The organism is Opitutus terrae PB90-1 (assembly GCF_000019965.1).
In the GTDB taxonomy this organism is placed as follows: domain Bacteria; phylum Verrucomicrobiota; class Verrucomicrobiia; order Opitutales; family Opitutaceae; genus Opitutus; species Opitutus terrae.
The window spans coordinates 5212752-5236437 of the sequence record NC_010571.1; the positions used below are offsets into that span (position 1 = coordinate 5212752).

The 23686-nt window shown below is 65.8% G+C and carries 19 protein-coding genes; 15 read left to right on the forward strand and 4 right to left on the reverse strand.

From position 1 onward, the window contains the following. Positions 1-186 precede the first annotated feature (186 nt). Entirely contained in the window at positions 187-1341 is a 1155-nt protein-coding gene (locus tag OTER_RS20285) for a glycosyltransferase family 4 protein (RefSeq protein WP_012376819.1), read from the forward strand. Continuing rightward, positions 1338-1739: an acyl-CoA thioesterase gene (locus OTER_RS20290; protein WP_012376820.1), complete on the forward strand. Its 402-nt coding sequence runs from the start codon at positions 1338-1340 to the stop codon at positions 1737-1739. The genes OTER_RS20285 and OTER_RS20290 overlap by 4 nt, the downstream gene beginning before the upstream one ends. A 64-nt stretch (positions 1740-1803) precedes the next feature. Here OTER_RS20290 and OTER_RS20295 read toward each other — a convergent pair whose 3' ends face one another. Together OTER_RS20295 and OTER_RS20300 are read right to left on the reverse strand one after the other, a co-directional pair. Continuing rightward, the gene (locus OTER_RS20295) at positions 1804-3030 is read right to left on the reverse strand and encodes an epoxyqueuosine reductase (protein ID WP_012376821.1); all 1227 of its coding nucleotides are present in this window, start codon (positions 3028-3030) and stop codon (positions 1804-1806) included. Then, on the reverse strand, positions 3027-3572 hold the full coding sequence (locus OTER_RS20300) for a shikimate kinase (protein WP_012376822.1): 546 nt from the start codon (positions 3570-3572) through the stop codon (positions 3027-3029). Before OTER_RS20300 ends, OTER_RS20295 begins: the two co-directional genes overlap by 4 nt. Before the next feature lie 161 nt (positions 3573-3733). Here OTER_RS20300 and OTER_RS20305 point away from each other — a divergent pair, with 161 nt between their 5' ends. Next, a complete protein-coding gene (locus OTER_RS20305) occupies positions 3734-4786 on the forward strand; it encodes a threonine aldolase family protein (RefSeq protein ID WP_012376823.1) in 1053 nt (350 codons plus the stop codon). Positions 4787-5082: 296 nt separating this feature from the next. On the opposite strand, the gene bamJ is transcribed toward OTER_RS20305, so the two are convergent. After that, positions 5083-5853: a BamJ family beta-barrel-assembly machinery protein gene (gene bamJ / locus OTER_RS20310; RefSeq protein WP_012376824.1), complete on the reverse strand. Its 771-nt coding sequence runs from the start codon at positions 5851-5853 to the stop codon at positions 5083-5085. A gap of 143 nt (positions 5854-5996) precedes the next feature. Between bamJ and OTER_RS20315 the strand changes: the two genes are divergently transcribed. The 8 genes from OTER_RS20315 (at position 5997) to OTER_RS20350 (ending at position 17614) form a co-directional block, all read left to right on the forward strand. Next, complete coding sequence (locus tag OTER_RS20315) at positions 5997-7904, forward strand: LOG family protein (protein WP_012376825.1); 1908 nt, start codon at positions 5997-5999, stop codon at positions 7902-7904. A 135-nt stretch (positions 7905-8039) separates the two neighbouring features. Continuing rightward, complete coding sequence (gene purD, locus OTER_RS20320; RefSeq protein WP_012376826.1) at positions 8040-9332, forward strand: phosphoribosylamine--glycine ligase; 1293 nt, start codon at positions 8040-8042, stop codon at positions 9330-9332. Positions 9333-9347: 15 nt separating this feature from the next. Then, a complete protein-coding gene (locus OTER_RS20325; protein ID WP_012376827.1) occupies positions 9348-10088 on the forward strand; it encodes a hypothetical protein in 741 nt (246 codons plus the stop codon). A gap of 183 nt (positions 10089-10271) precedes the next feature. Further along, positions 10272-10763 (forward strand): arsenate reductase/protein-tyrosine-phosphatase family protein, encoded by a 492-nt coding sequence (locus OTER_RS20330; protein ID WP_012376828.1) that lies wholly within the window; start codon positions 10272-10274, stop codon positions 10761-10763. Between the two features lie 78 nt (positions 10764-10841). Next, positions 10842-12107, forward strand: a complete 1266-nt coding sequence (locus OTER_RS20335; RefSeq protein WP_012376829.1) for a serine hydroxymethyltransferase — start codon at positions 10842-10844, stop codon at positions 12105-12107. Positions 12108-12273: 166 nt separating this feature from the next. Next, positions 12274-14862 (forward strand): CHASE domain-containing protein, encoded by a 2589-nt coding sequence (locus OTER_RS24545; RefSeq protein ID WP_148218195.1) that lies wholly within the window; start codon positions 12274-12276, stop codon positions 14860-14862. A gap of 179 nt (positions 14863-15041) precedes the next feature. Then, positions 15042-16370 carry an MFS transporter gene (locus tag OTER_RS20345; protein WP_012376831.1) on the forward strand — a complete coding sequence of 443 codons (1329 nt, stop codon included), beginning with the start codon at positions 15042-15044 and terminating at the stop codon, positions 16368-16370. Then, a complete protein-coding gene (locus OTER_RS20350) occupies positions 16367-17614 on the forward strand; it encodes an aspartyl protease family protein (protein WP_083767802.1) in 1248 nt (415 codons plus the stop codon). The genes OTER_RS20345 and OTER_RS20350 overlap by 4 nt, the downstream gene beginning before the upstream one ends. Positions 17615-17711: 97 nt before the next feature. Here OTER_RS20350 and OTER_RS20355 read toward each other — a convergent pair whose 3' ends face one another. Next, entirely contained in the window at positions 17712-19178 is a 1467-nt protein-coding gene (locus OTER_RS20355; RefSeq protein ID WP_012376833.1) for an RsmB/NOP family class I SAM-dependent RNA methyltransferase, read from the reverse strand. 83 nt (positions 19179-19261) lie between these two features. Here OTER_RS20355 and greA point away from each other — a divergent pair, with 83 nt between their 5' ends. The 4 genes from greA to OTER_RS20375 all read left to right on the forward strand — a co-directional run bounded on the left by greA (position 19262) and on the right by OTER_RS20375 (position 23610). Next, entirely contained in the window at positions 19262-21112 is a 1851-nt protein-coding gene (greA, locus tag OTER_RS20360; RefSeq protein ID WP_012376834.1) for a transcription elongation factor GreA, read from the forward strand. Positions 21113-21324: 212 nt separating this feature from the next. Next, positions 21325-21948, forward strand: coding sequence for a LysE family translocator (locus tag OTER_RS20365; protein WP_012376835.1), 624 nt, complete (start codon positions 21325-21327; stop codon positions 21946-21948). Positions 21949-22229: 281 nt separating this feature from the next. Further along, the gene (locus OTER_RS20370) at positions 22230-22541 is read left to right on the forward strand and encodes a DUF4870 domain-containing protein (protein ID WP_012376836.1); all 312 of its coding nucleotides are present in this window, start codon (positions 22230-22232) and stop codon (positions 22539-22541) included. A gap of 130 nt (positions 22542-22671) precedes the next feature. Next, on the forward strand, positions 22672-23610 hold the full coding sequence (locus OTER_RS20375; protein ID WP_012376837.1) for a metalloregulator ArsR/SmtB family transcription factor: 939 nt from the start codon (positions 22672-22674) through the stop codon (positions 23608-23610). The last annotated feature ends 76 nt before the right edge of the window (positions 23611-23686 follow it).

The window sequence follows — 23686 nt, forward strand, 5'->3', positions numbered from 1 at the left end:
TTTGGTCCGGGACGCTGGAATGTAAACCCCTAATTGGCACCAGCGCGGGAGCGACTCGGGACGGCAGGAACGTTAAACGACATAAGATGGTCTGGTTCTGAGCGCCTGGGTGATTGCCAGTTGACCGGCGTAAACCTATGGCGTTCCCTTCTTCAACTTGCTGCCTGTTGCTGCCTCTTCCTGCGCATGAGTGATTCGGCCACCACCGCCGCCCCTTCCGTTTTCCTGATCACGCACGAGTTCTACCCTACCCGCGGCGGCATCGCCACGTTCGCAGAAGAAATCGCCAAGGCCACCGCGGCGTTGGGTTACGACCTCGAAGTTTGGGCCCAGGCTGCCGGCAAGGAAGCCGCCGAAAAGCGCTGGCCGTTCCGGTTGCGCCGGCTGCCGATCAAGGGCTCCCACGACTGGGGCTGCCAGCTCCTGCTGGGCTGCCAGCTGATTCGCGAACGCCGCCGGCTGCGGTACGCGGTGGTCTACTTGCCGGAACCCGGTCCGATGCTCACGATGATGCTGCTCCAGTTTTTTCGGACCTTCCGGCCGGAGCGACTCGTCCTGACCTTCCACGGTTCGGAGATCCTCAAGTTCGCCCACAGCCCGTGGCGCCGCGGGCTCGCCCGCCGGTTGATTCGCCACGCCAACCGGGTCACGACGCTGACCAACTACACGCAGGAGCTCCTGCTCACACATTTTCCCGAAGCGGCCAACAAGATCATGCTCACGCCCGGGGCGCTGCGCACCGATTTCGCGGTGGTGCCCACCTCGCACCAGCGACAGGGCGAAAAACTCGTGGTGCTCACCGTCGGCCGGCTGCATCCGCGCAAAGGTCAGCTGCACACGCTCAAGGCGCTGCAAATGCTGTCGCCGCACCTCCGCTCGCGGCTCGAATACTGGATCGTCGCCGGCCAGTCGCGCAGCCGCTACGAAACGCTGGTGCGCGATACGGCGCGCCGCTGCTCGGACCTCGCGGTCCGGTTCCTCGGCAACCTGCCGGACGACGAGCTCGCGGGCGTTTACGACCGGGCTGACATCTTCGCGATGACCAGCATCAACTACGGGCTTAGCGTGGAAGGTTTCGGCCTGGTTTATCTCGAGGCCGCGGCTCACGGACTGCCGGTCGTGGCGCACGACGTGGGTGGTGTCTCCGAAGCCGTCGTGCACGGCGTCACCGGCCTGCTCGTGCCGCCGCATCGTCCGGCCCAACTCGCCGCAGCGTTCGAGCAGCTCATTTATGATCCGGCGCTGCGCCAGCAACTCGGCGCAGCAGGTCGCGAATGGGCGACGCGCAACTGCTGGGAGCAATCCGCGGAAGCGCTGTTCCGGCCGCTCGTTTCCTCATGATTCAAACCCGCGCCACCGTCACGGTCCGCTACGCCGAGACCGACATGATGGGCATTGTCTACCACGCGAACTATCTGCCTTGGTTCGAGGTCGCCCGCACGCAGTTGCTCCGCGAGCAGGGTTTCCCGTACCGGCAGCTTGAGGCCGATGGCTATCGCATCCCGGTGCTGGAAGTCGCGGCGAAGTTTCGTCGGCCGGCCCTTTACGATGATACGTTGACCATCGTGGCCACGATCCGCGAAAAGCCGACCCTGCGGGTCCGGATCGACTACGAAGTGTTTCGTGACGAGGAATTGCTCGCGACGGGCAACAGTGCGCACGCTTTCTGCGATCTCAACGGCCGCCCCACCCGGCCCCCCGCGGCGTTCGTCGCCCGGATGAACGAGATCTTCGGATAGTCGGTAGGGCGCGTTATCCTTAACGCGTCGTGCTGAACTGAACGCGCCACCGCTCCGCGGCGGGTTAGGGATAACCCGCCCTACCGTCCGAAGCTTTCGCGGACGCGTCGTGCTCTTCCGCGGCGTACTCGGCCAGCACCATCGGATCGTTCTCCACGGCGCGCTGGTCGCGCAACAGCTCCGCCGCCCGCGCGACCCCGGCCAGCCGAAACACCGCCCAAACCGCGTGCGCGCGCACCAGCGGCGACGCGTGCGCCGCCAGCCGCACCAGCGCCGGCAGGAGTGAACCATCGCCGGAGTTTCCCGCCACCACGCACGCGTTCCGCAGCAATCCGGTGAATTTCACCCGCTTGATCGGCGTGCGGCGAAACACCTCCGCGAAGCGCTCGGGGGTGAGCGCCAGCAACTCGGCCAGCGTGAGATCCGCCAATTCCTGCCGCGCCACCAGCAACACTGCGCGGCCCGCCTGGGCGAACCGGTTCCACGGACACACTTCGAGGCACACGTCGCAGCCGTAAATCCGGTCGCCGATGCCGCGCCGCAGCTCGCGCGGAATCACCCCCTTGTTCTCGATTGTCTGATACGAGATGCAGCGCCGCGCATCGACCACGCCCGGTCGGGCGAACGCGTTCGTGGGACACGCGTCGAGACATCGCGTGCATTTCCCGCAGAGCAACCCGACCTCGTCGCCGACGGACGCGCCGGTCCGTCCCTGCTCCGGCCGACTCTCCCCGGCAGCGACGGTCTTTTGCAGCGGCAAATCCGGCGTGAACTCGACGCGCGTAAAAATCGCCGCGAGCAGCAGCCAGTTGCCGTGCTCCCGCGAAATCAGCATCGCGTTTTTGCCCACGAAACCGATTCCCGCGCGCGCGGCCCAGCTCCGCTCGAGCACCGGTCCGGTGTCGGTGTAGTAACGATAGTCGGTGTTCGCCACCCCGTAGAGTTCCTCGAGGGCTCGCCCCGCCGCGACGAGTCCCGGTTTCAGCGTATCGTGATAGTCTTCGTGCAGCGCATAACGCGCCCAGCGGGGCCGGCCAGCGCGAACGATGTCTCCCCGCGCATAGTTGACGCCCAGCAAAACGATCGAGCGCGCGCCCGGCAGCACGAGCTGCGGATCCGCGCGCTTCTCCACGGTGCGCTCCATCCAGGCCATCTCCGCCTGCATGCCCGCGGCGATCCAGGCGCGAAGCGGCTCGGCGCGCACTGGCTCGGTCGCCGACGCGAAACGCACCTCGTCGAAGCCCAGCGCCAGCAGCCGCCGGCGCAGTTCCTCCTGCCGCGGATCCGTCATGAATGCCGGCGCACGAATTCCGCGGCTTCGCGCCGCCACGTGCGGATGACATGCCCGGTGATCTCGCTGAGACTGCGACTGTCGGTCAGCAGCATCGTGCCCGCGCGCCGGTAAATCGGCTCGCGCTGCGCGTAGAGCGCCCGCACGCGAGCGTCCGGATCTTCGACGTTGAGCAACGGCCGGTGCCGATGGCGTGCCGTCCGCGCGAGGATGGTTTCGATCGACGCGTGCAGGCAGATCACCACGCCGCGGCTCTGCAGCAACTCCAGCATTCCCGCCGGCACGATCAGCCCGCCGCCACAGGACACCACGGCACGCTCCGCCGGGTGCCCGTTTTCGATGAACGCGCGCTCAAGCGCGCGAAATGCCGGCTCGCCGTCCTGCGTGAAGATTTCCGTGATCGGCCGGCCCTGCTGCCGCTCGATCTCCTGATCGCTGTCGATCAGCGTGAAACCGATCCGCTGCGCCACCGCCCGACCGATCGTGGTTTTGCCGGTGCCCATGAAGCCCACGAGGTAGAGGTTGACGTCCGCAGCGGTCATGCTCGCCGACAGGCAACGCTGGCCGCTCCTCCTTGCCAATCGCGAAAAACGCCCCGGCGTTCGCGCACCACCCCGACACTTCCGTCGGTTTCTGGCCACCACACCCCAGCGGTGCGTTTTCTGATTAGCCCCGCGCGCGTTTTCTTGTTCCACTCACGACCATGTGCGCTGCGACTCCCGCCCCGAACTTCACTTTCGGCAGTGACAACACCGCCGGCATTTGCCCCGAAGCCTGGGCCGGATTAACGGAGGCGAACGCCGGTTGCGTCGCCAGCTACGGCGACGATCCGTTCACCACCAAAGCCAAGGCACGGATCCGAGAGCTGTTCCAAACCGATTGCGAGGTATTCTTCGTCTTCAACGGCACCGCCGCCAACTCGCTCGCGCTCGCCGCCTGCTGCCGCAGCCCGTTCACCCGCGTGATCTGCCACGACTACTCGCACATCGACACCGACGAGTGCGGCGCGCCGGAGCTCTTTACCGGCGGGGCGAAACTGACGGCGCTGTCCGGTCCAAACGGCAAGCTGCAGCCCGCGGCAGTGGAAGGTGCGCTGCACCTGGGTCACGGGGTGCACTTTCCGAAACCCGCCGCGCTCTCGCTCACGCAATCGACCGAATGGGGCACGCTCTATACCGCGGACGAGCTCCGCGCGCTGACCTCGCTCGCGCACGCCAACGGACTCGCCGTGCACATGGACGGCGCGCGTTTCGCGAATGCGGTCGAGGCGTCGCACCTCTCGCCCGCCGATCTTACCTGGCGTGCCGGGGTCGACGTGCTGTCGTTCGGCGGCACCAAAAACGGCATGCAAACCGCCGAGGCCGTCGTGTTTTTCAATCACGATCTGGCGCGAGATTTCGAATACCGCGTCAAACAGGGCGGCCAGCTCGCCTCGAAAATGCGTTATGCCGGCGGCCAGTGGCTCGCGATGCTGCGCGATGGCGCCTGGCTCCGGCATGCGGCGCACGCGAATGCGATGGCCCGCCGGCTCGCCGACGCGATCCGCCAGATTCCGTCGCTGCAGTTCATCGTCGAGCCGCAGGTGAACGCGCTCTTCGTCGAAATGCCGCCCGCGGTCTACGCCGCGCTCACGGCGCGCGGCTGGCAGTTTTATCGTTTCATCGGCGAGAACGGCTATCGGCTGATGTGCTCGTGGGCGACAACCGAGGCCGAGGTCGACGCGTTCGTCGCTGATCTGCGCGCGACGGCGCGATAGCGCGGCTTGGCAAAACTGCAGCCGGTGCAGATTGGAGGCAGCTCGATAAGCGGCCGCCCGTCCGGCGGCCGCGTATTGCGGGTACATCTTTTTCTGGACCGCCGTAAGCCACGCTGCCGGTTGCGCCGAATCCCTCAGCGGAGCGGTAGCTCCGGTAGGGCGCGGACTCCGTCCGCGCCGCGTATCGGACAAGTCCTTCGCGGCGGCCACGGAGTGGCCGCCCTACCCATCTCAACACGTTCGCACAAAAAAAGCCCCGGCGAACCGGGGCTTTGAAAGTGGAACGTTTGCCCGGCTTACTTCGCCGGCGCCGGGGCGGGCGCTTCGGTCGCCGCGGCCGCGGCGGCTGGCTTGATCTCCAGCAACTCGACGTCGAACACGAGCGTGGACGCCGGCGGGATTTGCGGACGGCCCTCGTCGCCGTAGCCCAGCTGCGGCGGGATGTAGAGCTTGATCTTGCCACCCTTCGAAATCTTCTGGAGCCCTTCGGTCCAGCCCGGAATCACCTGATCGAGCTGGAATTCGACCGGCTCGCCCCGCTGCACGGAGCTGTCGAAGGTCGTTCCGTTGACCAGCTTGCCCGTGTAGTGAACTTTCACCGTGTCCGTCGGCTTCGGCGTGGGACCTTCCCCCTGCTGCTCGATCTCGTAGACCAGCCCACTCGGCAGCACGACAACGCCCGGCTTCTTCTTCACCTCGGCGAAGAACGTCGCGGTCTCAGCCTCGCCCTGCTGCTTCAGCTTGGACATGTAGGCCGTCTGTTTCCGCTGCATGAACTCGTCCATCGCCGGCCCGATCTTCTCGAGCTCGTAGGGCGTGTCCTTGCCCTCGGCCGCGGCGACGATGCCTTTCACCAGGGCGTCGATCTGTTGCTTGTCGAAGCCGAGCTCGGCAATCCCGACGCGCTTGGCCATGAACCAGCCGAACTCCTCGACGAGTTGCGGTTCAGTGTATTGAGGAGCGGGGGTCGCCGGCTGGGGCGCAGGCGCGGCTTGCGTGTCTTGCGCACGCACCGCACCGCCCAGGCCGAGCAGCAGAGAAACCGCGAGGATGAGTTTGAATTTCATGGGGACGAGTGAAGCGATATGGGAACGAATTGGGCGGGTTTTGTGCCCGGAAGTTTTTCCATCTGCCAGCCGGCCTTGCGGAATGCAACTCATTACTCCCCGCTTGTGTCGCGGGGGCGAATCCCCTCAATCGGCCTTCCTTCATGAACCTCGACGAATTCTGGACCAGCCAGGACGGACAGATCCTCACCGTACGCAACCAGGACGACCGGACCGTGGGGCTGACCCTCGCCTTCTGGCCGCGGCGCCCCGCCGAGCTCGAGTTTTTCAAGTCGCACGGCCCATCGCTGCAGTTCACCGAACGCAGCTCGCTGGCGCGCATCGGCATCGAGATGCTCACGCGCGGCACCCCGCGGCTCGAAGGCAACCGGCTCGAACTCGACGCCGAGGCTTTCCTCTACGACCCCAGCTTCCCCGACGCGCCGTATTGGAAGAAGCTGCTCCGCTCCGGCACGCCCGTCGGCCGGCTCTTCCACGCCCCCGCCGCCGCCAAGCTCTCCACGCAGCAGATTTGGGATGCCGTCAAAGCCAACCGGCTGAAGTTGCCCGACACGATCAGCATCGACCGGCTCGGCCGCGTCTATCTCACCACGCATCAGGTTTCCTACACGCTCAACCCGAAGCTGCAGCGGTTGAATTTCGAACGGATCGTCAGCGGCAACGCCGGCCGCTCGTTCCTCGACAAAATCCAGATTCGCCACGACGCCTCGCCGCTCACGATTCCGCCGCACTCCGGCATTCTCACCAGCTGCTCGATGTTCCTGAAGGAGCATTTCGTGGTGCTGAACCAGGGCGAGGGCAACTTTGGCATCCACACCGCCGCCGTCCTGCTCGATCCGATCAAGACTTTTGGCACGAACGTCATGCTCGAGATCTACAACTCGGGCGACCAGCCGGTGGTGAACCCGATGGTGTCGGTTGAGGTTTTCCGCGCGCCGGAGGCCGACGACCCGCAGTTCAAGACCCTGCAGAGAAAACGCCAGCGGCTGCTCGGCGCCACCACCGAAATCTACAAGTGCCTCGATGAAAGATCGCCGCGCGACAACCTCGACGCGAAGCCGAAGACCAAGATCACCGTCCGCAATCAGAGCGCGACGATGGAGAACCGCTCCTTGCTCGTCCGCGCCGGCGACGAGCTGAAGAAGATCCTCGCCGACAATGGCGGCTCGTGCGGGCATCGCACGATGATCCAGGCGCTCGACGCCGCGCCGGAGAATGCCGACACCCTGATCGTCGACTATCTCCCCGATCTCCTGGAGCACATCGAGCTCGTGACGCGCATCGGCGACGTGCGGCTGAAGCGGATCATCTTCCGCAAGGCTTCGCGCACGCACGGCTACTTCCTCTCGAGCAACGCCCACGCGCGGCTCGACATGTTCGACGCGATCGGGCTGCAGGTGAATTGGTACGACGAGCTCACGCAGGAACTCTACACGCACGTCTACAAAAAGGAGCACGGCTTCTTCGTGCGCGAAGAGATGAGCCGCCGTTTTCAGGAGGCGACGATCCTCGCGTTCTACGGCTCGGCGGTCGGACTCGAGGGACCCGACACCGCGCGGATCGCCGGGCTGGTCGACAAGCTCACCGGCTTCTTCGGCGAAAACCTCGGCGTGCTCACCGGCGGCGGCGGCGGCGTGATGCGGCTCGCGACCGAACAGGCCCGCGGCAAGGGCGCGCTCACCGGCGCGTGCTTCCTCGAACTCGAGGCACAGCCCCCCGAGCTCGGCGTCGATTTCTTCAATACGTTCCAAGAAGCGTCGCGTCATTTCCGGCAAAAATGGTTCGAGGCGGCCGACTTTTGCATTTTCAACGTCGGCGGCGTCGGCACGCTCGAGGAAGTCGGCATCGAGCTCTGCAACCTCAAGCTCGGGATCCGGCCCCGCGTGCCCTACGTGTTTTTCAACGCCCGGTTCTGGGGCGATCTCCGCAAACAACTCCGCGAGATGATCCGCACGCGCCGCGCACCGGCGTGGATCGCCGACTACGTGCTGTTCACCGACGATCCCGACGAAGTCGTGGCCTTTTATCGGAAAACCTTGCAGGTGCTCTAGAGAACCAAAGTCGAGAGTTGAGGGTTGAGCGTAGAGTGGAATCATCCGCCGCGCTGCCCGTTGTTCCTCTCAACCCTCAACTCTCGTCTCTCAACTCTCCCCTCTCATCTCTCAACTCCCTCAACTCTCAACCTCGTGCCCCTTCCCCGCTCCGTTCTCGTCGTTGGTTCCGGCGGTCGCGAACACGCCCTCGTGCTCGCGCTCGCCAAATCGCCCGCGGCGCCGCGGCTCCTCTGCGCGCCAGGCAATCCCGGCATCGCCGAACTCGCCACGTGCATGCCCATCGCCGCCGATGAGGTCGCCGGCCTGATCGCGCTGGCGCAGCGCGAGCACATCGAGTTCGTCGTCGTCGGCCCCGAGGTGCCGCTGGCGCTCGGGCTCGTCGACGAACTCACGAAAGTCGGCATTCCCGCCTACGGCCCGAAAGCCGACGGCGCGCGGCTCGAAGCATCGAAAATCTACACCAAGGAGATTCTCCAGAAATACGGCATCCCAACCGCACCCGCAGCGTTCTTCACCGAACCTGAGCCGGCGATCGCCTACCTCCGCGCGCGTCCCGCCCCGATCGTGGTGAAAGCCGACGGACTCGCGGCCGGCAAGGGCGTGGTGGTCGCCGCCACGCACGCCGAAGCCGAGGCCGCCGTCCACTCGTTGCTCGCGCTCACCCCGCAATCAAAAATCGCCAATCAGAAATCGAAAATCCTCCTTGAGGATTGTCTCGTCGGTGAAGAAACCTCGATCCTCGTTGTCGTCTCGGGTCGCGACTACGTCGTGCTGCCCACGTCGCAGGACCACAAGCGCGTCGGCGAAGGCGACACCGGTCCCAATACCGGCGGCATGGGCACCTACTCGCCGGCCGAGGTGGTCACGCCCGCGCTGCTCGCCCGCATCGACCGTGAAATCGTCCGCCCGTCGGTGGACGCAATCGCGGCAGAGGGCATCGACTTTCGCGGCACGCTTTTCATCGGCATCATGCTCACCGCGGATGGCCCGAGCGTGCTGGAATTCAACACCCGCTTCGGCGATCCCGAAACACAGGTCGTGCTGCCGCGCATCGAGAACGACCTGCTCGGGCTCCTCTGGGCCGCGGCGAAAGGTCAGCTCGCCGGCACGCGGCTGAAAATCAGCTCCGCCCACGCGCTCTGCGTCGTCATCGCCGCGAAGGGCTATCCCAACAACTATCCGAAGGGCGACGCGATCACGCTGCCCAAGGCGATTCCCTGCTCGGTCTCGATCCTCCACGCCGGCACCGCCCGCACGCCTGCCGGCCAGCTCGTCACCCACGGCGGCCGTGTGCTCGGCGTGACCGCGCTCGCACCGACGCTGCATCACGCCGCGCTCGACGCCTACGCCGTGTGCGATGCGATCCAGTGCGCGAGCAAGTATTTCCGCCGTGACATCGGCGCGCGCCAGCTGCTGCGCGGCTAAGCCCGCACATCTGTAATGGCCCACGACACACTCACCAGCGGAGCGCGTTGCCCTCAACGCGTGGTCAAAGTCGCCACCGCGCTCGGGACGATGCGGTGCGCAGCGCTGTTGATCGCTTGCGTCGCCTTGCTTGCTTCCGCTTCCGCCGCGCCACTCGAGAGCGATCTGGGTGAAGGGCTCCGCTACTACCGCGCCACCGAGCTGCCGACAGATCTCCCGCCGCCACCGACGGGCAAACCCACGCCGCTCGTGTTTGATCTTCGCTTCACGATCGCGGATGAGACCGCCGCCACCGCACTCGAGGCCTGGCTGAAATTCCGTGCCACCGCCGCCGCACCGGTGCTCGTGCTCGTGAATCATGAGACGGCTCCCGTCCTCCGTCCCGTCCTGGCCGCGCAAAAATCCAATCCCGGCCTGTTGACGATCGGAGCGACCGAACCGGAATTCACGCCGGACGTTACGGTCGCGGTGAAATCCGACGTCGAACGTCGCGCCTACGACGCCGCGCAAAACGGCACGCCCGTCGCTGCGCTCGCCGCGCCGCCCATTGACAAGCCGCGCTCCGACGAAGCTGCGCTCATCCGGGATCGCGCCAGCCTGCCCGAAGACGACTCCGATGCGGGTGTCGACGAACTCGGGCTCTCCGACGAGCCGCCGCCCACGCATGGCGCGCAACCCGCTCCACCGCCCGTGGACCTCGCATTGCAGCGCGCCGTGCAGATCCACCGCGGGCTCCGCGCGCTCAAACGGCTCTAGCCGAATTCCTGCGTCGTCGCGGTTGCTCGCTCCCTCTTTGTAGGCGGGATCTCCCACCCCCGCCCTACAATCGACCGCCTCGGCGACGCAGCCGGTCATCTGTCCGTTCGATCGGAAAGCTCCCGCGCCACTCCGGTCTTTGCAAAGCGCGCGTTTTCGTGTCCATTCGACGGCCTGTCCGCCATGTCCGAAACGGTGCTCGTAGTTTGCACGGCCAACATCTGCCGCAGCCCCATGGCTGCGGGATTGTTGCAGCATGCCCTCGCCGCCCAGCCGGAACCGCTGAAGTCGCTCAACGTCGTCTCCGCCGGCGTTTCCGCGCGCAACGGCGAGCCGGTGTCCGAAAACTCCGTCGTGGCGCTGCGCAAGGTCGGCATCGACATCTCCCAGCATATCAGCCGCCCGCTCACGCAGGAGATGCTGAACCAGGCGGCCGCCGTCATCTGCATGACCGAGTCGCACCGCGCGATGATCCAGCTGCAGGCCGACCCCGCGCCGAAGCACATCTATCTTTTTCGCGAATTCATGCCCCAGCAGGGCGACAAGGAGATTCCCGATCCGTTCGGCGGCCCCCTGAAGGTCTACGAACTGTGCCGCGACGAAATGGTCGAAGCGATCCCTTCGTTGATCGAGTTCCTTAAGACACACCTGCAGGCGAAGTCCGCACCCAGCTGAGTGACCGCGGCGATTTCGCTTCTTGCTGGCGCGCGGGATTCCCTTGAACATCGCGCCTCTTTTCGAACTCACCTCGCCATGCTCAACGCCTCGCCGCTCCAAACCTTGGATCCTCAAGTCTTCTCGGCCATCTCCGAGGAACTCGCCCGCCAGCAGAGCCACATCGAGCTCATCGCGTCGGAGAATTTCACCTATCCGGCGGTGATGGAGGCGCAAGGCAGCGTGCTCACGAACAAATACGCCGAGGGTTATCCCGCCAAGCGCTGGTATGGCGGCTGCGAATTCGTGGACAAGGTCGAGGTGCTCGCGATCGAACGCGCGAAGAAGCTTTTCGGCGCCGAGCACGCCAACGTGCAGCCGCACTCCGGCGCGCAGGCCAACACCGCCGTTTACGCCGCGGTGCTGCAGCCTGGCGACAAGGTGCTCGGCATGAACCTGAGCCACGGCGGCCACCTCACTCACGGCAACCCGGCCAACTTTTCGGGCAAGCTCTATCAATTCTGCCAGTATGGCGTCCGCGAGGACAACGGGCTGATCGATTACGACGAACTCGCCGCCACCGCGGACCGCGAGAAGCCCAAGATGATCACCGTCGGCGCCAGCGCCTACTCGCGGATCATCGACTTCGCCCGCATGGGCGAGATCGCGCGCGGCGTCGGCGCGTATCTCTTCGCCGACATCGCGCACATCGCAGGGCTCGTCGCGGCCGGCGCGCACCCCTCGCCCGTGCCGCACGCCGACTTCGTCAGCACCACCACGCACAAGACCCTGCGCGGCCCGCGCGGCGGCTTGGTTCTGTGCAAGGCCGCGCACGCGAAGGCGCTCGACTCCGCGGTCTTCCCCGGCACGCAGGGCGGCCCGCTGATGCACATCATCGCGGCCAAGGCCGTCTGCTTCGGCGAGTGCCTGAAACCCGAGTTCAAGGCCTACTCCGAACAGATCGTCAAAAACTCCAAGGCGCTCGCGGCGGCCTTCCTCTCGCGCGGCTACAAGATCGTGTCCGGCGGCACCGACAATCACCTCTTCCTCGTCGATCTGCGCACGAAGTATCCGGAACTCACCGCCAAGAAGGCGCAGGAGACGCTCGATCTCGCCAACATCACGTGCAACAAGAACACCGTGCCGTTCGAAACCCGCTCGCCCTTCCAGGCCTCCGGCATCCGGCTCGGCACGCCCGCGGTCACCACGCGCGGCTTCCGCGAAGCCCACATGGCCGACATCGCCGACTGCATTGACAGCGTGCTGGCGGCCATCGGCACCGAACGTGAGGCCGTGGTCGTAGCCGCGACCAAGAAGCGGGTCACGACGCTGACCTCGCGTTTCCCGTTGCCGTACCAGCTGTAAGTTGACGCCGCGGCCCTCGGTCCCACAGCCGCCGTTACGTAAGTCAATCCCGGAATCCCCCTGAACGATCCTCGCTTGCGCGAACGCGGCGGATCAACAGCCTCTTGGCTGCCTGACCGCCACTTCCAGTTCAACCCCCCGGCCGTCCGCGGCCTCGGGACGGTATTTGTTCGCGACCGTTCTTGGGATTGTTGTCGCCGGAACGTCGTTCTCCTTGTGGGGCTACCGGGCCGGCCGCGAGGCTGAAGCGAAACAGATCGAAGCCGAATTTGATCGCCGGGCCGACACCCGCGTCGCGCTCACCCGGCAGATCGTCGCTTACTACCAGTCCGGACTCTATGCGCTGAAAAGCCTCTTCGAGGGCAGCGATGCGGTCACGCCGGAGGAGTTTCGCGATGTCGCCGTCGATGTGATGACGCGGCATCCGGGTGTCTCCGCGCTGGAATGGGTGCCGGTGGTCCCGGCGGCGGAGCGGAACGAATTTGAAGCCGCGGTGAGCCGCGCGCTGGGACGACCGTTTCACATCACGGAGCGCGGCGCGGACGGGAGCATGGTCCGCGCGGCCGACCGGCCGGAGTATTTTCCGGTTACCTACGTTGAACCCGCCACCACCAACGACCGGGTGCTCGGACTCGACGTGCTGACGGCGTTCAGCCGGCCGCAGCTCGAGCGGGCGCGGCGCACCGCCCAGTTCACCATCACGCCGCGGTTCCAGCTCGTGCAGGGCGGCACCGGCGTGGTGATGGCTTGGCCCGTGTTCAACCGCGGCGTGGACGAGACGACCGGGCGGTTGTGCCGCGGTTTCGTGCAAGGCGTGTTCCGGATCGACGAGATGATGGAGCACAGTCAGCTGCCGTTCCCGCCCGCGACGCTCGACGAACTCTACCTCGACGCCGGCGTGCAGGATGGCTACAGCCGTGTGCTCTACGCCCGCTGGGGTGATGCCAATCCGCCGAGTGCTCCGCTCGCCGAGAGCGACATGCGCCGCGGGCTTTACCGCGAGTTCCCCATCGACCTCGGCGGCCGGAAATGGCTCGCGCTTTATCGTCCGCCCGCCGCGTGGCTGGCGGAGCAAGACACGCATCAGCCCGAGCGCTGGCTCGTCACCAATCTGCTGATCGTCGCGCTGCTGGCGAGTCTCGTCACCGTGATGGGCCGGCGGACGATCTCCATCCAGCGCGAGGTCGAGAGCCGCACCACCGAACTCAACGAGAGCCGGCGCCAGCTCGCGAGCCTGTTGCACGCGCTGCCGGGCGTCGCCTACCGCTGCACCTGGCGCGAGCACCTCGACGAGGTCGTCTTCGTGAGCGAAGGCAGTCTGCAGCTCAGCGGCTACGCCGCGGAGGAATTCATCACCCGGCAGGTCTTTTTCCGCGATCTGATTCACCCGGAGGATCTCGCGGTGGTGCGCGAGCGGACTCGGGCCGCGTTGACCGCGAAACAGGAGTTCGAAGTCGAATACCGGATCCGAACGCGCACCGGCGAAACCAAATGGGTACTCTCCCGCGGTCGCGGCGTCTACACCGCCGACGGCCAACTGGCGTTCTACGAGGGCCTGATGGTCGACCTCACCGGCCAGCGTCAGGCCGAAGCCGAAAAGATGGCGATGGAGCGGCGGCTGCTCGAAAGCCAGAAGCTCGAGAGCCTCGGACTCCTCGCCGGCGGGATCGCGCACGATTTCAACAACATCCTCACCGGCATTCTCGGCCACGCCAATCTCGCCCGCTGCGCCCCTGCGAGCGAAACCGAGCTCGTCGAACATCTCCGGCAGATCGAGGCCGGCGCCGCGCGCGCCGCGGAGTTGTGCCAGCAAATGCTCGCCTTCTCCGGCCGCGGCCGGTTCGTCACCGAGACGGTCGATCTGAACCGGATCGTCCGCGATACGCTCCCGTTGCTGCAAGGTTCGCTGCCCGTGCGCGCCCGGCTGCAGCTCGCGCTGGCGCCGGAACCGGTGCTCGTCACCGGCGACGCCACGCAATTCCGGCAAATCGCGATGAACCTCATCCTCAACGCCGGCGAAGCGCTCCCCCCCGCCGGCGGACAGGTCGCGGTGCGCAGCGGGCGCCGCGCCTTCGATGCCACCTTCCTCGCCGGCGTTCGCGGCCAAAACAACCTGGCGGCCGGCGACTACGTCTTTCTCGAGGTGCACGACACCGGTTGCGGCATGACGCCGGAGACGATCGCGAAGATTTTCGATCCGTTCTTCACCACCAAGTTCACCGGCCGTGGCCTGGGGCTCGCCGCCGTGCTCGGGATCGTCCGCGGCCACGCGGGCGGGCTGCGCGTCGACAGCGAGCCCGGCAAAGGCTCGATCTTCACGCTGCTCCTGCCCCCCGCCGCGAACACCCAGCTCACCGCGGTGCGCCCGGGTACCGCGACGCCCTGGCGGACCAGCGGTCGCGTGCTCGTCGTCGATGACGAAATCTCCGTTCGCGAGATCGCCGCCCGGATGCTCAGCTCGTTCGGTTTCACCGTCGTCACGGCCAGCGACGGCGTCGACGGTCTGCGGCAGTTCCGCGCCAGCCCCCGGTCGTTCGATTTCGTGTTCCTCGATTTGACGATGCCCGGGCTCGACGGGATCGAAACGTTGACCGCGTTGCGCGCCACCGCCGCCGACATTCGCGTGATGCTGGTCAGCGGATACAGCGAAAACGAGCAGATCGCACAACTGGGCAAGGACGGCCGGCTCGTGTTCCTGCAAAAGCCCTTCGCGCGCGCCCGGCTGGAGCAGAAGCTGAAGGAACTGCTCGCCTGAGCGCGCCTCTTTGTGCCACCGAAACCGCGCGCGTGGGAGCGCGGCCGTACCGGCCGCAGCCTCTTCGGAGGCAAGCCGGACCGCCGAGTTTCCCCGCCATCGCGATCCGCGGGGCCGTGGTCTGAAACTCGCTTTGTGCCTTGGCGTCGCCCAGAGAACCGCTTTCGTTCCCCTTCCACGTGAATCCGCCCGCCGCCGCACCGCAGCCTTCCCGTCCGCTCTCGCTCGGAGTCATTTTCCTCACGCTGTACATCGACCTGATCGGGTTCTCCATCATCTTTCCGTTCGTTCCGGATCTGATGGAGTATTACCTGCGTGGCGAAACGCCGGGCGGTCTGCTCGCCTGGCTGCTCGCCCAGACCAACGCACTCGCTGCTCTCCTCGGCAATCACGACCACCTTGCCGACGTGCTGTTCGCCGGCGTGCTGACGTCGTTCTTCTCCATTCTGCAGTTCGTGTTCGCGCCGTTCTGGGGCGCGTTGTCCGACCGTCGTGGCCGCCGCAGTGTCCTGCTGCTCACCGTGTGCGGCACCGCGGCCGGTTACGCGCTCTGGGTTTTCAGCGGGTCGTTCTGGCTCTTCATGCTGTCGCGCGTCATCTGCGGCGCGTTCGGCGGCAATCTGTCCGTCGCCACGGCCGCGGTCGCCGACGTCACCAGCCGGCAGGAGCGTTCGCGCGCGATGGGTTTGGTCGGCGCGGCCTTCGGCCTCGGCCTCGTGACCGGCCCGATGCTCGGCGCGATTTCCGCCTCGCACAACCTGCTGGCGTCGTATCCCTCGCTCGCCCGCTTCGGCATCAACCCGTTTTCCGTTCCGGCGCTGATCGCGCTCGGCATGTCGCTGGTGAACGTGGTCTGGATCGCGCTGCGGTTCCGCGAAACGGTGAGCACGGCAACGCGGGACGAATCCGCCGCGACGCGGCTGCGCAATCCGCTCCGCGCGATCTTCGCGCTGCCCAGCGCCGCGGTCCGCCGCGCCAACCTGGTCGCGTTCATCTTCTCGGTCGCATTCGTCGCCATGGAGACCTCGCTCACCTTCCTCGCCGCCGAACGGTTCGGTTATACCGCCCGGCAAAACGGCATGCTCATGGTGTTTCTCGGCGTCTGCTCGATCATCACCCAAGGCATGATCGTGCGCTGGCTGCTGCGCGAAACCAGTGAACTGCGCGTGCTCGCCGGTGGGTTGATTGCGGCGGCCGCCGGGCTGGTGTGCATCGGACTGGCGCCCGCGCCCTGGCTGGTTTTCGTCGGTCTTGCGTTCCTCGCCACCGGCTCGGGGCTCGTCAATCCCTCCACCACCGGACTCATCTCGCTCTACAGCCACACCGCGGAACAGGGGCGCGCGCTCGGCGTGTTCCGTTCGCTCGGCTCGCTCTCGCGGGCGATCACGCCGGTTTGCGCCGGCACAGCCTACTGGATCTTTGGCGGCGGCAGTGTATTTGTCGTGGCCGCGGGGTTCGCGCTGGCCGCACTCTGGCTCAGCCGCACCCTCCCCTTGCCCGACAAATGAGCCTTCGCGTTCCAGCTCCCGTCGCTCGTTGGGCGGCGCCTTCGCGCCGCCGCGGGGCGTGGACGCGGACGATGCTGGCGATCGGGCTCGCGCTGGCGTTCGGGCTGGGCACCGGCTGCCACATGTTCCGCCGCGAAATGCCGCGGCCTGGTCGCACCACCCTCGATTCGCCGCTGGTCATGATCCCGGCCAGGACCATGGCCAACTACCTGATCGTGCAGGGCAAGTGGGACAAGCGCGGTCCCTACAATTTCCTCATCGATACCGGCGCGTCGGTGACCTTGGTCGCCCCCGAGCTCGCCGCGCGCTATTCTGCCAAGAACACCGCCCCCGCCCCCACGCCGCTGGTGCGCGTCAAGTCAGCCGACGGCGAGACCGCGCTCCTCAGCGCCGCCACGCTGCGACGCATCGAGCTGGGCGATGCGCGATTCGAGAACGTGCAGGTGCTGATCTATGATTGCGCCGCGATTTCCGCCCATCTCGGCGTGAAGATCGACGGCGTCCTCGGTTTCCCGCTGTTTCGCGAAACCTTGCTCACGCTCGACTATCCGCACTCGCGCGTCCTGCTCCAGAAGCGCTCCGCCAACCCCCTGCTGCCCGGCTCGGTCATTCCGTTCAACAACGACCGGAAAACGCCCATCATTCCGCTGCGGCTCGGCGACCAGACGTTCGTCGCGCTGATCGACTCCGGCAGTGACGCGACCCTCAGCCTCAACCCCGCCGGACTCGCTCCGACGTTCACCGTCCCGCCGCGGGTCGGTGCCACGGTCGCCACGCTCAGCGGCGATCGCGAACAGCACATCGGCCGGCTCGCGCAGGCGCTGCGCATCGGCGACTATCTCATCGACCAGCCCGTGGTGGATCTGACGGACGAGCTCACGTCGCTCGGCGGCGGATTGTTGAAGCACTTCACCGTGACCTTCGACCAGGAGCACAGCCGGGTGACCTTCTACCGCGAGTCGACCGCGCCGGTCCCTTCACGCTCCTCCCGCAGCACGGGGCTGAGTTTCAGCAAAGCGCCCGCCTATTGGCGCGTCGTCAGCGTGATCCCCCAGTCGCCCGCCGAAGCCGAAGAGATCCAGCCCGGCGATCTGGTCACGCGGATCAACGGCCAGCCCGTCGCCGAGTGGGATATTTCTCGCTACCAGGAACTCGTCGCGTCCGCTGACGAGGTGACGTTCACGTTTTTGAATGGCACGCGCGAAACCGAAAAGCGGCTGAAGGTATTCGATCTGGTTCCGTAACGCCGGACGTGCCCGGGCGCGTTGAAGTTGTAGCCAGCCGCAGCGCCAATGCGTGGGCCGCGCCGTGGCCCGGCTGCTTCAACTTAAACTTCCGTCTTCAACTCGGCGCGGTGTTTTTGCGCAGCAAAAACGCCGCGCCGCCGTCGTGCCCGGCCTCCCACGGCCGCGAGATCTGATGGTTTTCCAGCTTCCACTCGCCCGGACGCGCTCCCGCCAGAAATTCCTGCACCACGTGCTCGTTCTCCTCCGTGTCGATGCTGCACGTCGAATAGACCAGCCGGCCTCCCGGCGCCACCAGCCGCGCTGCCGCCCGCAGGAGCGCCAGCTGCTGCAGCGGATGCTTGCGAAAATCCCCTTCTTGCAGCCGCCATTTCACGTCCACGCGATGGCGCATCACCCCGGTGTTGGAACACGGTACGTCCAGCAGGACCGCGGGAAACTGCGCCGGCAGTTTGTGCTCGCGGAGCAGCCCGGCCGGATCCTGGCGCAAGTCGCCCTGCACCAGCGCGACCTCCACGCCCGCCGGCACGCGCGCGAGGTTTTCCTTCAACCGGCCGATCCGCGCGCCGGGCAAATCCATCGCCACGAGCCGGCCTTGACGCATCGAGTCGGCGATCAACAGGCTCTTCCCGCCGGGCGCGGCACAGCCGTCGAGCACGAGTTCGCCCGCCGCCGGCGCCAACAGTTCCACCGGAATCCGCGTCGCCGGATCCTGGAGATAAATCCGTCCTCTTTGCAGCAGCGGCTCGATTTCCGTCCAATGTCCCGGCGGGATTTCGAAAAACCCCGCCCACGCCGTCGGCTTGAACCACGCCGGCACCGGTTCTTCCGCTTTGGGCGCCGCCTTCGCCGCCTCCACCGGAACGGGGTTGCCCTCCGTAGGCGCGGCGACCGAGAGCTTGTCCTCCGCAGGCTCGGCAAAGGAGGAACGCCAGCGTGCGTAGACCGGCGCCGGTTGCTGATTCCACTCCAGCAGCGCGCGCGTGGCGGCCGCGCCGAACTGCGCCAGCCAGCTCCGCACGAGCCAGACCGGATGCGAGAAATACTCTGCCAGCACGTCCGCCGGCGCGAGCTTGGGCGGCGGCGGCTCGGCGAGCACCCCCGCCAGCTTGCGCACCACCGCATTCACCATCCGCGCCTCCGCGGGACTGGCGAGTTGCTTCGTCTGCTCCACCGCGTGATGCACGATTTTCGCAACCCGTCCATCCACGACAGGGGTCGGTTGATCCGGCGCGTTCGTGGTCCCCGCCTCGGATGCGCGTGTCGGCGCGCCGCCGCGCTCCGCCCGCGCTTCAATCAGCTCGAATCCCGCCACCAGCAGCACCGCGCGCGTCGCGAACCGCGGCGAGTGGGACACCAGCCGGCCGATGGCGGCATCGATGCGCCCGAAATGCCGGATCGCGCCGAACACCAGGTGCTGGCAACGCGCGCGTTCCGTGCCGGTTAGCGAACCGCCAAGCGATTCGAGGAGTTCGTCCACGCGCTCGCGCCGGTCCAACCAGCGCGCGAGCAATCGCGCCGCCGCCGGCCACGCGGTCGTTCTGGCTTCCACGGGCGCGCTCATGGCCGGCCGAGGGTGACACACTGTTTGACAAGGATGCGCATTCTCCGCTCAACTCTCCCGTTCAGGCCCTCACTTTCGCAATCATGAATTCTGAAGCTGTTTCCGCGCTCATTGCCAAAAACCCGCCGCTCAAAGCGGCCAAAGCTCAGTTGGAGGCCATGGAGCCGGGCGCTTATGTGATCCACCGCAGCTGGGGGTTTGGCCGGATCAAGGATTATGACGAGGCGGCGCAGCGGCTGATCATCGATTTCAAGAACAAGAAGGGCCATGCGATGGATCCGGCCTTTTGCCTGACAACCATGGAAATCCTTCCGGCCAACCACCTGCTGGTCCGCAAGGAAACCGATCCGAAGCAGGTTGCCGAGTTGATCGCCGAAAACCCCGTCCAGCTCGTCGTCGAAACGCTGCAGACCTACGACAATCACGCCACCACCGCGATCGACCTGGAGATCACGCTCGGCCAGGTAATCGGCGAGGATAAGTTCAAAAAGTGGTGGGCCGCGACCAAGAAGGCGCTCGCCAAGGACCCGCGCATCTCCGTTCCGCAGAAAAAAACCGAGTGCTACGTCCTACGTGAGACTCCCGTTTCGGCCGAAGACGAGATTCTCGAGCAGTTCAACTCGACGCGGTCGGCGCGCCGCCGAATCACCCTGGCCGAGGAGCTGATCGAGGCCATAGGCAAGAAGGAGATCAACACCGATCTCTCCGTGGTCCTGACCGGCGTCGCCGAGGCGGTGAAAAGCTCCAACCAACTCGACCCGTCCGAGCGGCTGTACGGCGCCGCGGTACGTGACGAGCTGGCCCGCCACTTGGGGATCGACCCCGCCACGTTCGAGCCGCAGCAACCGGCGCTCGTCGCCAACGCCCGCGATCTCCCGGCCATCGCCGAGAAGATCCCGGTGCACTTCCAGGCGCGTTTCCTCGAACTGGTGAACGCCACGCACCCGATCGAGGGGCGCGACATCCTCTTCAACCTGCTCAAGACCTCGCAGGGCAAGTTCACGACCGAGTGCATCAACTTCCTCGTCGAGCAGGGCCACGCCGACGAGCTCGCCGCCGTACTCAAGCGCTGGCAGACCGAGCAGAATCTCCGCGCCCCGGTCCTGCTCTGGATCGTCAAGAACCGGCATTCGAAGAAATTCGCGAAGCTGCTCAACGATCTCATCACGCCGCGGCTGCTCGGCGCCATTTTCTTCGCGATCGATTACGAGGCGCTCCAAGCCTCCAGCGCGCGCCGGATTCCGCTCGCCGACATCCTCAGCGACGATACGGAGCTGATCGCCGACCTGCTTTCCACCGCCGATCCGGAAACCGCCCGCGATCTGGCCAACACCCTGATGCTCAACCAGGGCTTCGAGGAGCTGACGAAAAAGTCGCTGCTCGCGCGGTTCATCAAGATCTTCCCCAAGATCCAGACGCTGGTCGACTCCGAGGCCGAAACGCGCGAGGAACAGCTCATCGTTTCGAAGGCCAGCTACGAGCGGAAGCGCGAGGAATACGAGACCATCGTCTCGAAGAAGATTCCGGAAAACTCCAAGGCGATCGCCGCCGCCCGCGAGCACGGCGACCTGCGTGAGAATTCGGAATACAAGATGGCCAAGCAGGAGCAGCAGGTGCTCATGGCGCACAAGACCAATCTCGAACGCGATCTCGGCCGCGCCCGCATCTCCGATTTCAAGGACGCCTCGATCGATCAGGTCAGCGTCGGTACGGTCGTCGAGGTCGCCAGCGTCAAGGACGGCCACCATACCACCTACACCGTGCTCGGCGCCTGGGACGGCGATCCGGAGAAGCATTTCATCTCCTACAAGACGCCGTTCGGTGCCGCGTTGCTCGGCAAGAAAACCGGCGACGTCATCAACGTGAAGACCGACGCCTCGGACGAGGACTACGCGATCGTCAGCATCGCGCGCTACGCCGACAAGGCCTCGTAACGGACGGATTCGCGGCGAATCAGCTTCTCGTTCTCTTTATCGTTCTCGTTCTCTCAACAATTCCGGCGACGGAACCGAGAAAAAGAACGATGACGAGAACGAGAATGAACTAGCCCTGCGGAGGCGACGCCTCACCTTCGATCGATGGCCCTGGACGAGCGTGTTGCCACCGGGCCGCGTAGTCTTCGCGGCGCGGATCACCTCAATCCCGCATGGACATCTTTCTGAAAGGTCTGGCGATGGGCTTTTGCATCGCGGCGCCGGTCGGGCCGATCGGGCTGTTGTGCATCCGCCGCTCGGCGATCGATGGTCGCGCCGCCGGCTTCGTCACCGGGCTGGGTGCAGCCACCGCGGATGCGCTTTACGGACTCATCGCCGCGTTGGGCATCACCGCCGTCACTCATTTCCTCGTCGATCACCGCACGGCGATTCACTGGTTCGGCGGTCTGTTTCTGGTGTATCTCGGAATATCGCTGGCGCGGGCCAAGCCCGCTGCGACGACCGCCGCGCCGGTGCATGCCCGCAGTCTCGCAGGCGCCTACGTGTCGACGTTCGCCCTCACGCTGGCCAATCCCGCGACAGTCCTCGCCTTCGTGGCGATTTTTGCCGGGCTCGGCATCGGCGTGACAGCCTCCGGCGTCACTCCCGCGGCCGTGCTCGTCGCCGGCGTCTTCCTTGGTTCCGCCGTCTGGTGGCTGCTGCTCAGCACCGGGGCGAACTGGCTGGGCACCAAGGTGGGCGCCCACCGGCTCCACGTGATCAATCTCGCCTCCGGCACCTTGATCGCGCTCTTCGGTGCCTGGCAGCTCGCCAGCCTCGTGCTGACGCTCGGCTGACGTCGTCGAAAACGGGCGGAGGTAGCCGAGGCGTCCTCGCCGGGCCTTTTGCCAGGCTCAAGGCGAGCCGTTTCGACCAGCCCACATGTTTTTGCAGAGCCAGCGCCGCGCCATCGAGGCTTTCCCGATCCTGCGATTCAGGTGCACCGATGCAGCCCATCGTTGACCCGTCCAACGGGCTGACTATCCTACGCCGCGTTATGGATACCCCTCCTCCTGTCGCGCCCCAACCGGTTCAGCCGGTTCTCCCGCCCGCTGAAGCGAGCGTTCGGACTTGGTCGATGCTGGCCCACCTCACCGCCCTCTGCGGATTCATCATTCCCCTCGGCAACATCATCGGCCCGCTGCTCGTCTGGCAGATCAAAAAGCACGAGATTCCCGAGGTGGTCGTTCACGCCAAGGAAGCGCTCAATTTCCAGATCACCTGCTTCATCTACCTGGTGATCTCCGCCCTGCTGATCTTCATCGTGATCGGCTTCCCGTTGATGTTCGCCGTCGGCGTATTCAATCTGGTGTGCGTCATCATCGCCGGCCTGAAGGCGAACGACGGGAAACCCTGGCAGTATCCCATCACGATTCGGTTCCTGAAGTAATCCGGCCGGCTCTCGGCTCTTTCCCAGGCGGCGATCGCGGTTCGCCGCCTGTTTTGTGTCTGCCCGCGTCAGACCCACCGCTGATCCGGCCATTGCCATTCGCACGTCGGGTCCCCAGCGTGGTCCGCGCGTGAACGCCTCCTGGGACATCCTCAAAACTCTCTCCGATCCCACCCGCCTCCGGCTGCTTGCGCTCCTCGTGCGCGAAGAGCTGTCCGTCGCCGAGCTGCAGGAAATCCTCGGCATGGGCCAGTCGCGGGTGTCGTCGCAACTCGCGCTGCTGCGCCAGGTCGACCTCGTCACCGACCGCCGCGATGGCAAGAAGGCGTTCTACTCCATCCGGAGCAACCTCCCGCCGCGAACGCTCGCGCTGCTGAAGTCCGCCATCGATTCCGTCTCAGAGCTGGCAGTGATCAACGAGGACCGGGAAAACCTGGACCGCATCCTGCAAAAACGGCGGCGCACGCAGGAGCAGTATTTCAATCTCATCGCCGGCCGGTTGGGCAAAAATTACTGCCCGGGCCGCTCGTGGGAAGCGATCGGCCACCTCGCGCTGCGGCTCACACCCGCGATCGACATCGCCGATCTCGGTGCAGGCGAAGGCCTGCTGTCGCAGCTGCTCGCCGCGCGCGCGCGGCAGGTGTGGTGCATCGACAACTCGCCGCGGATGGTCGAGGTCGGCACGACGCTCGCGCGGAAAAACAACCTCGCCAATCTCTCCTACAAGCTCGGCGACATCGAGCACGTGCCGCTCGGCGATCGCTCCGTCGACCTCGCGATCCTGTCGCAGGCGCTGCATCACGCGCAGCATCCGCAGACCGCGGTGAACGAGGCCTTCCGCATCCTGCGCCCCGGCGGCCAGCTGCTGGTGCTCGATCTCAACGAGCACCATTTCGAAAAAGCCCGCGAGCTCTACGCCGATGTCTGGCTCGGCTTCAAGGAGAGTGCGCTGCACGGTTTCCTGAAGAAAGCCGGGTTCACCAAAGTCGAGGTGACTGCCGTTGCGAAGGAAACGACCGAACCCAGTTTCGAAACCCTCCTCGCCGCCGGCCTGAAGCCCGGCAAGTGACCTCCCCTCCCCCTTCTCAACTCTCAACCTTCAACTCTCAACTTCTTCCGGCTCTCCGCTCTAGACTCTCAGCTCT

What these genes read in the sequence shown, in the direction of transcription:
- OTER_RS20285 (WP_012376819.1), top strand. Translation starts at nt 187, where the DNA reads ATGAGTGATTCGGCCACCACCGCCGCCCCTTCCGTTTTCCTGATCACG.
- OTER_RS20290 (WP_012376820.1), top strand. Translation starts at nt 1,338, where the DNA reads ATGATTCAAACCCGCGCCACCGTCACGGTCCGCTACGCCGAGACCGAC.
- OTER_RS20295 (WP_012376821.1), bottom strand. Translation starts at nt 3,030, where the DNA reads ATGACGGATCCGCGGCAGGAGGAACTGCGCCGGCGGCTGCTGGCGCTG.
- OTER_RS20300 (WP_012376822.1), bottom strand. Translation starts at nt 3,572, where the DNA reads ATGACCGCTGCGGACGTCAACCTCTACCTCGTGGGCTTCATGGGCACC.
- OTER_RS20305 (WP_012376823.1), top strand. Translation starts at nt 3,734, where the DNA reads ATGTGCGCTGCGACTCCCGCCCCGAACTTCACTTTCGGCAGTGACAAC.
- bamJ (WP_012376824.1), bottom strand. Translation starts at nt 5,853, where the DNA reads ATGAAATTCAAACTCATCCTCGCGGTTTCTCTGCTGCTCGGCCTGGGC.
- OTER_RS20315 (WP_012376825.1), top strand. Translation starts at nt 5,997, where the DNA reads ATGAACCTCGACGAATTCTGGACCAGCCAGGACGGACAGATCCTCACC.
- OTER_RS20325 (WP_012376827.1), top strand. Translation starts at nt 9,348, where the DNA reads ATGGCCCACGACACACTCACCAGCGGAGCGCGTTGCCCTCAACGCGTG.
- OTER_RS20330 (WP_012376828.1), top strand. Translation starts at nt 10,272, where the DNA reads ATGTCCGAAACGGTGCTCGTAGTTTGCACGGCCAACATCTGCCGCAGC.
- OTER_RS20335 (WP_012376829.1), top strand. Translation starts at nt 10,842, where the DNA reads ATGCTCAACGCCTCGCCGCTCCAAACCTTGGATCCTCAAGTCTTCTCG.
- OTER_RS20350 (WP_083767802.1), top strand. Translation starts at nt 16,367, where the DNA reads ATGAGCCTTCGCGTTCCAGCTCCCGTCGCTCGTTGGGCGGCGCCTTCG.
- OTER_RS20355 (WP_012376833.1), bottom strand. Translation starts at nt 19,178, where the DNA reads ATGAGCGCGCCCGTGGAAGCCAGAACGACCGCGTGGCCGGCGGCGGCG.
- greA (WP_012376834.1), top strand. Translation starts at nt 19,262, where the DNA reads ATGAATTCTGAAGCTGTTTCCGCGCTCATTGCCAAAAACCCGCCGCTC.
- OTER_RS20365 (WP_012376835.1), top strand. Translation starts at nt 21,325, where the DNA reads ATGGACATCTTTCTGAAAGGTCTGGCGATGGGCTTTTGCATCGCGGCG.
- OTER_RS20370 (WP_012376836.1), top strand. Translation starts at nt 22,230, where the DNA reads ATGCTGGCCCACCTCACCGCCCTCTGCGGATTCATCATTCCCCTCGGC.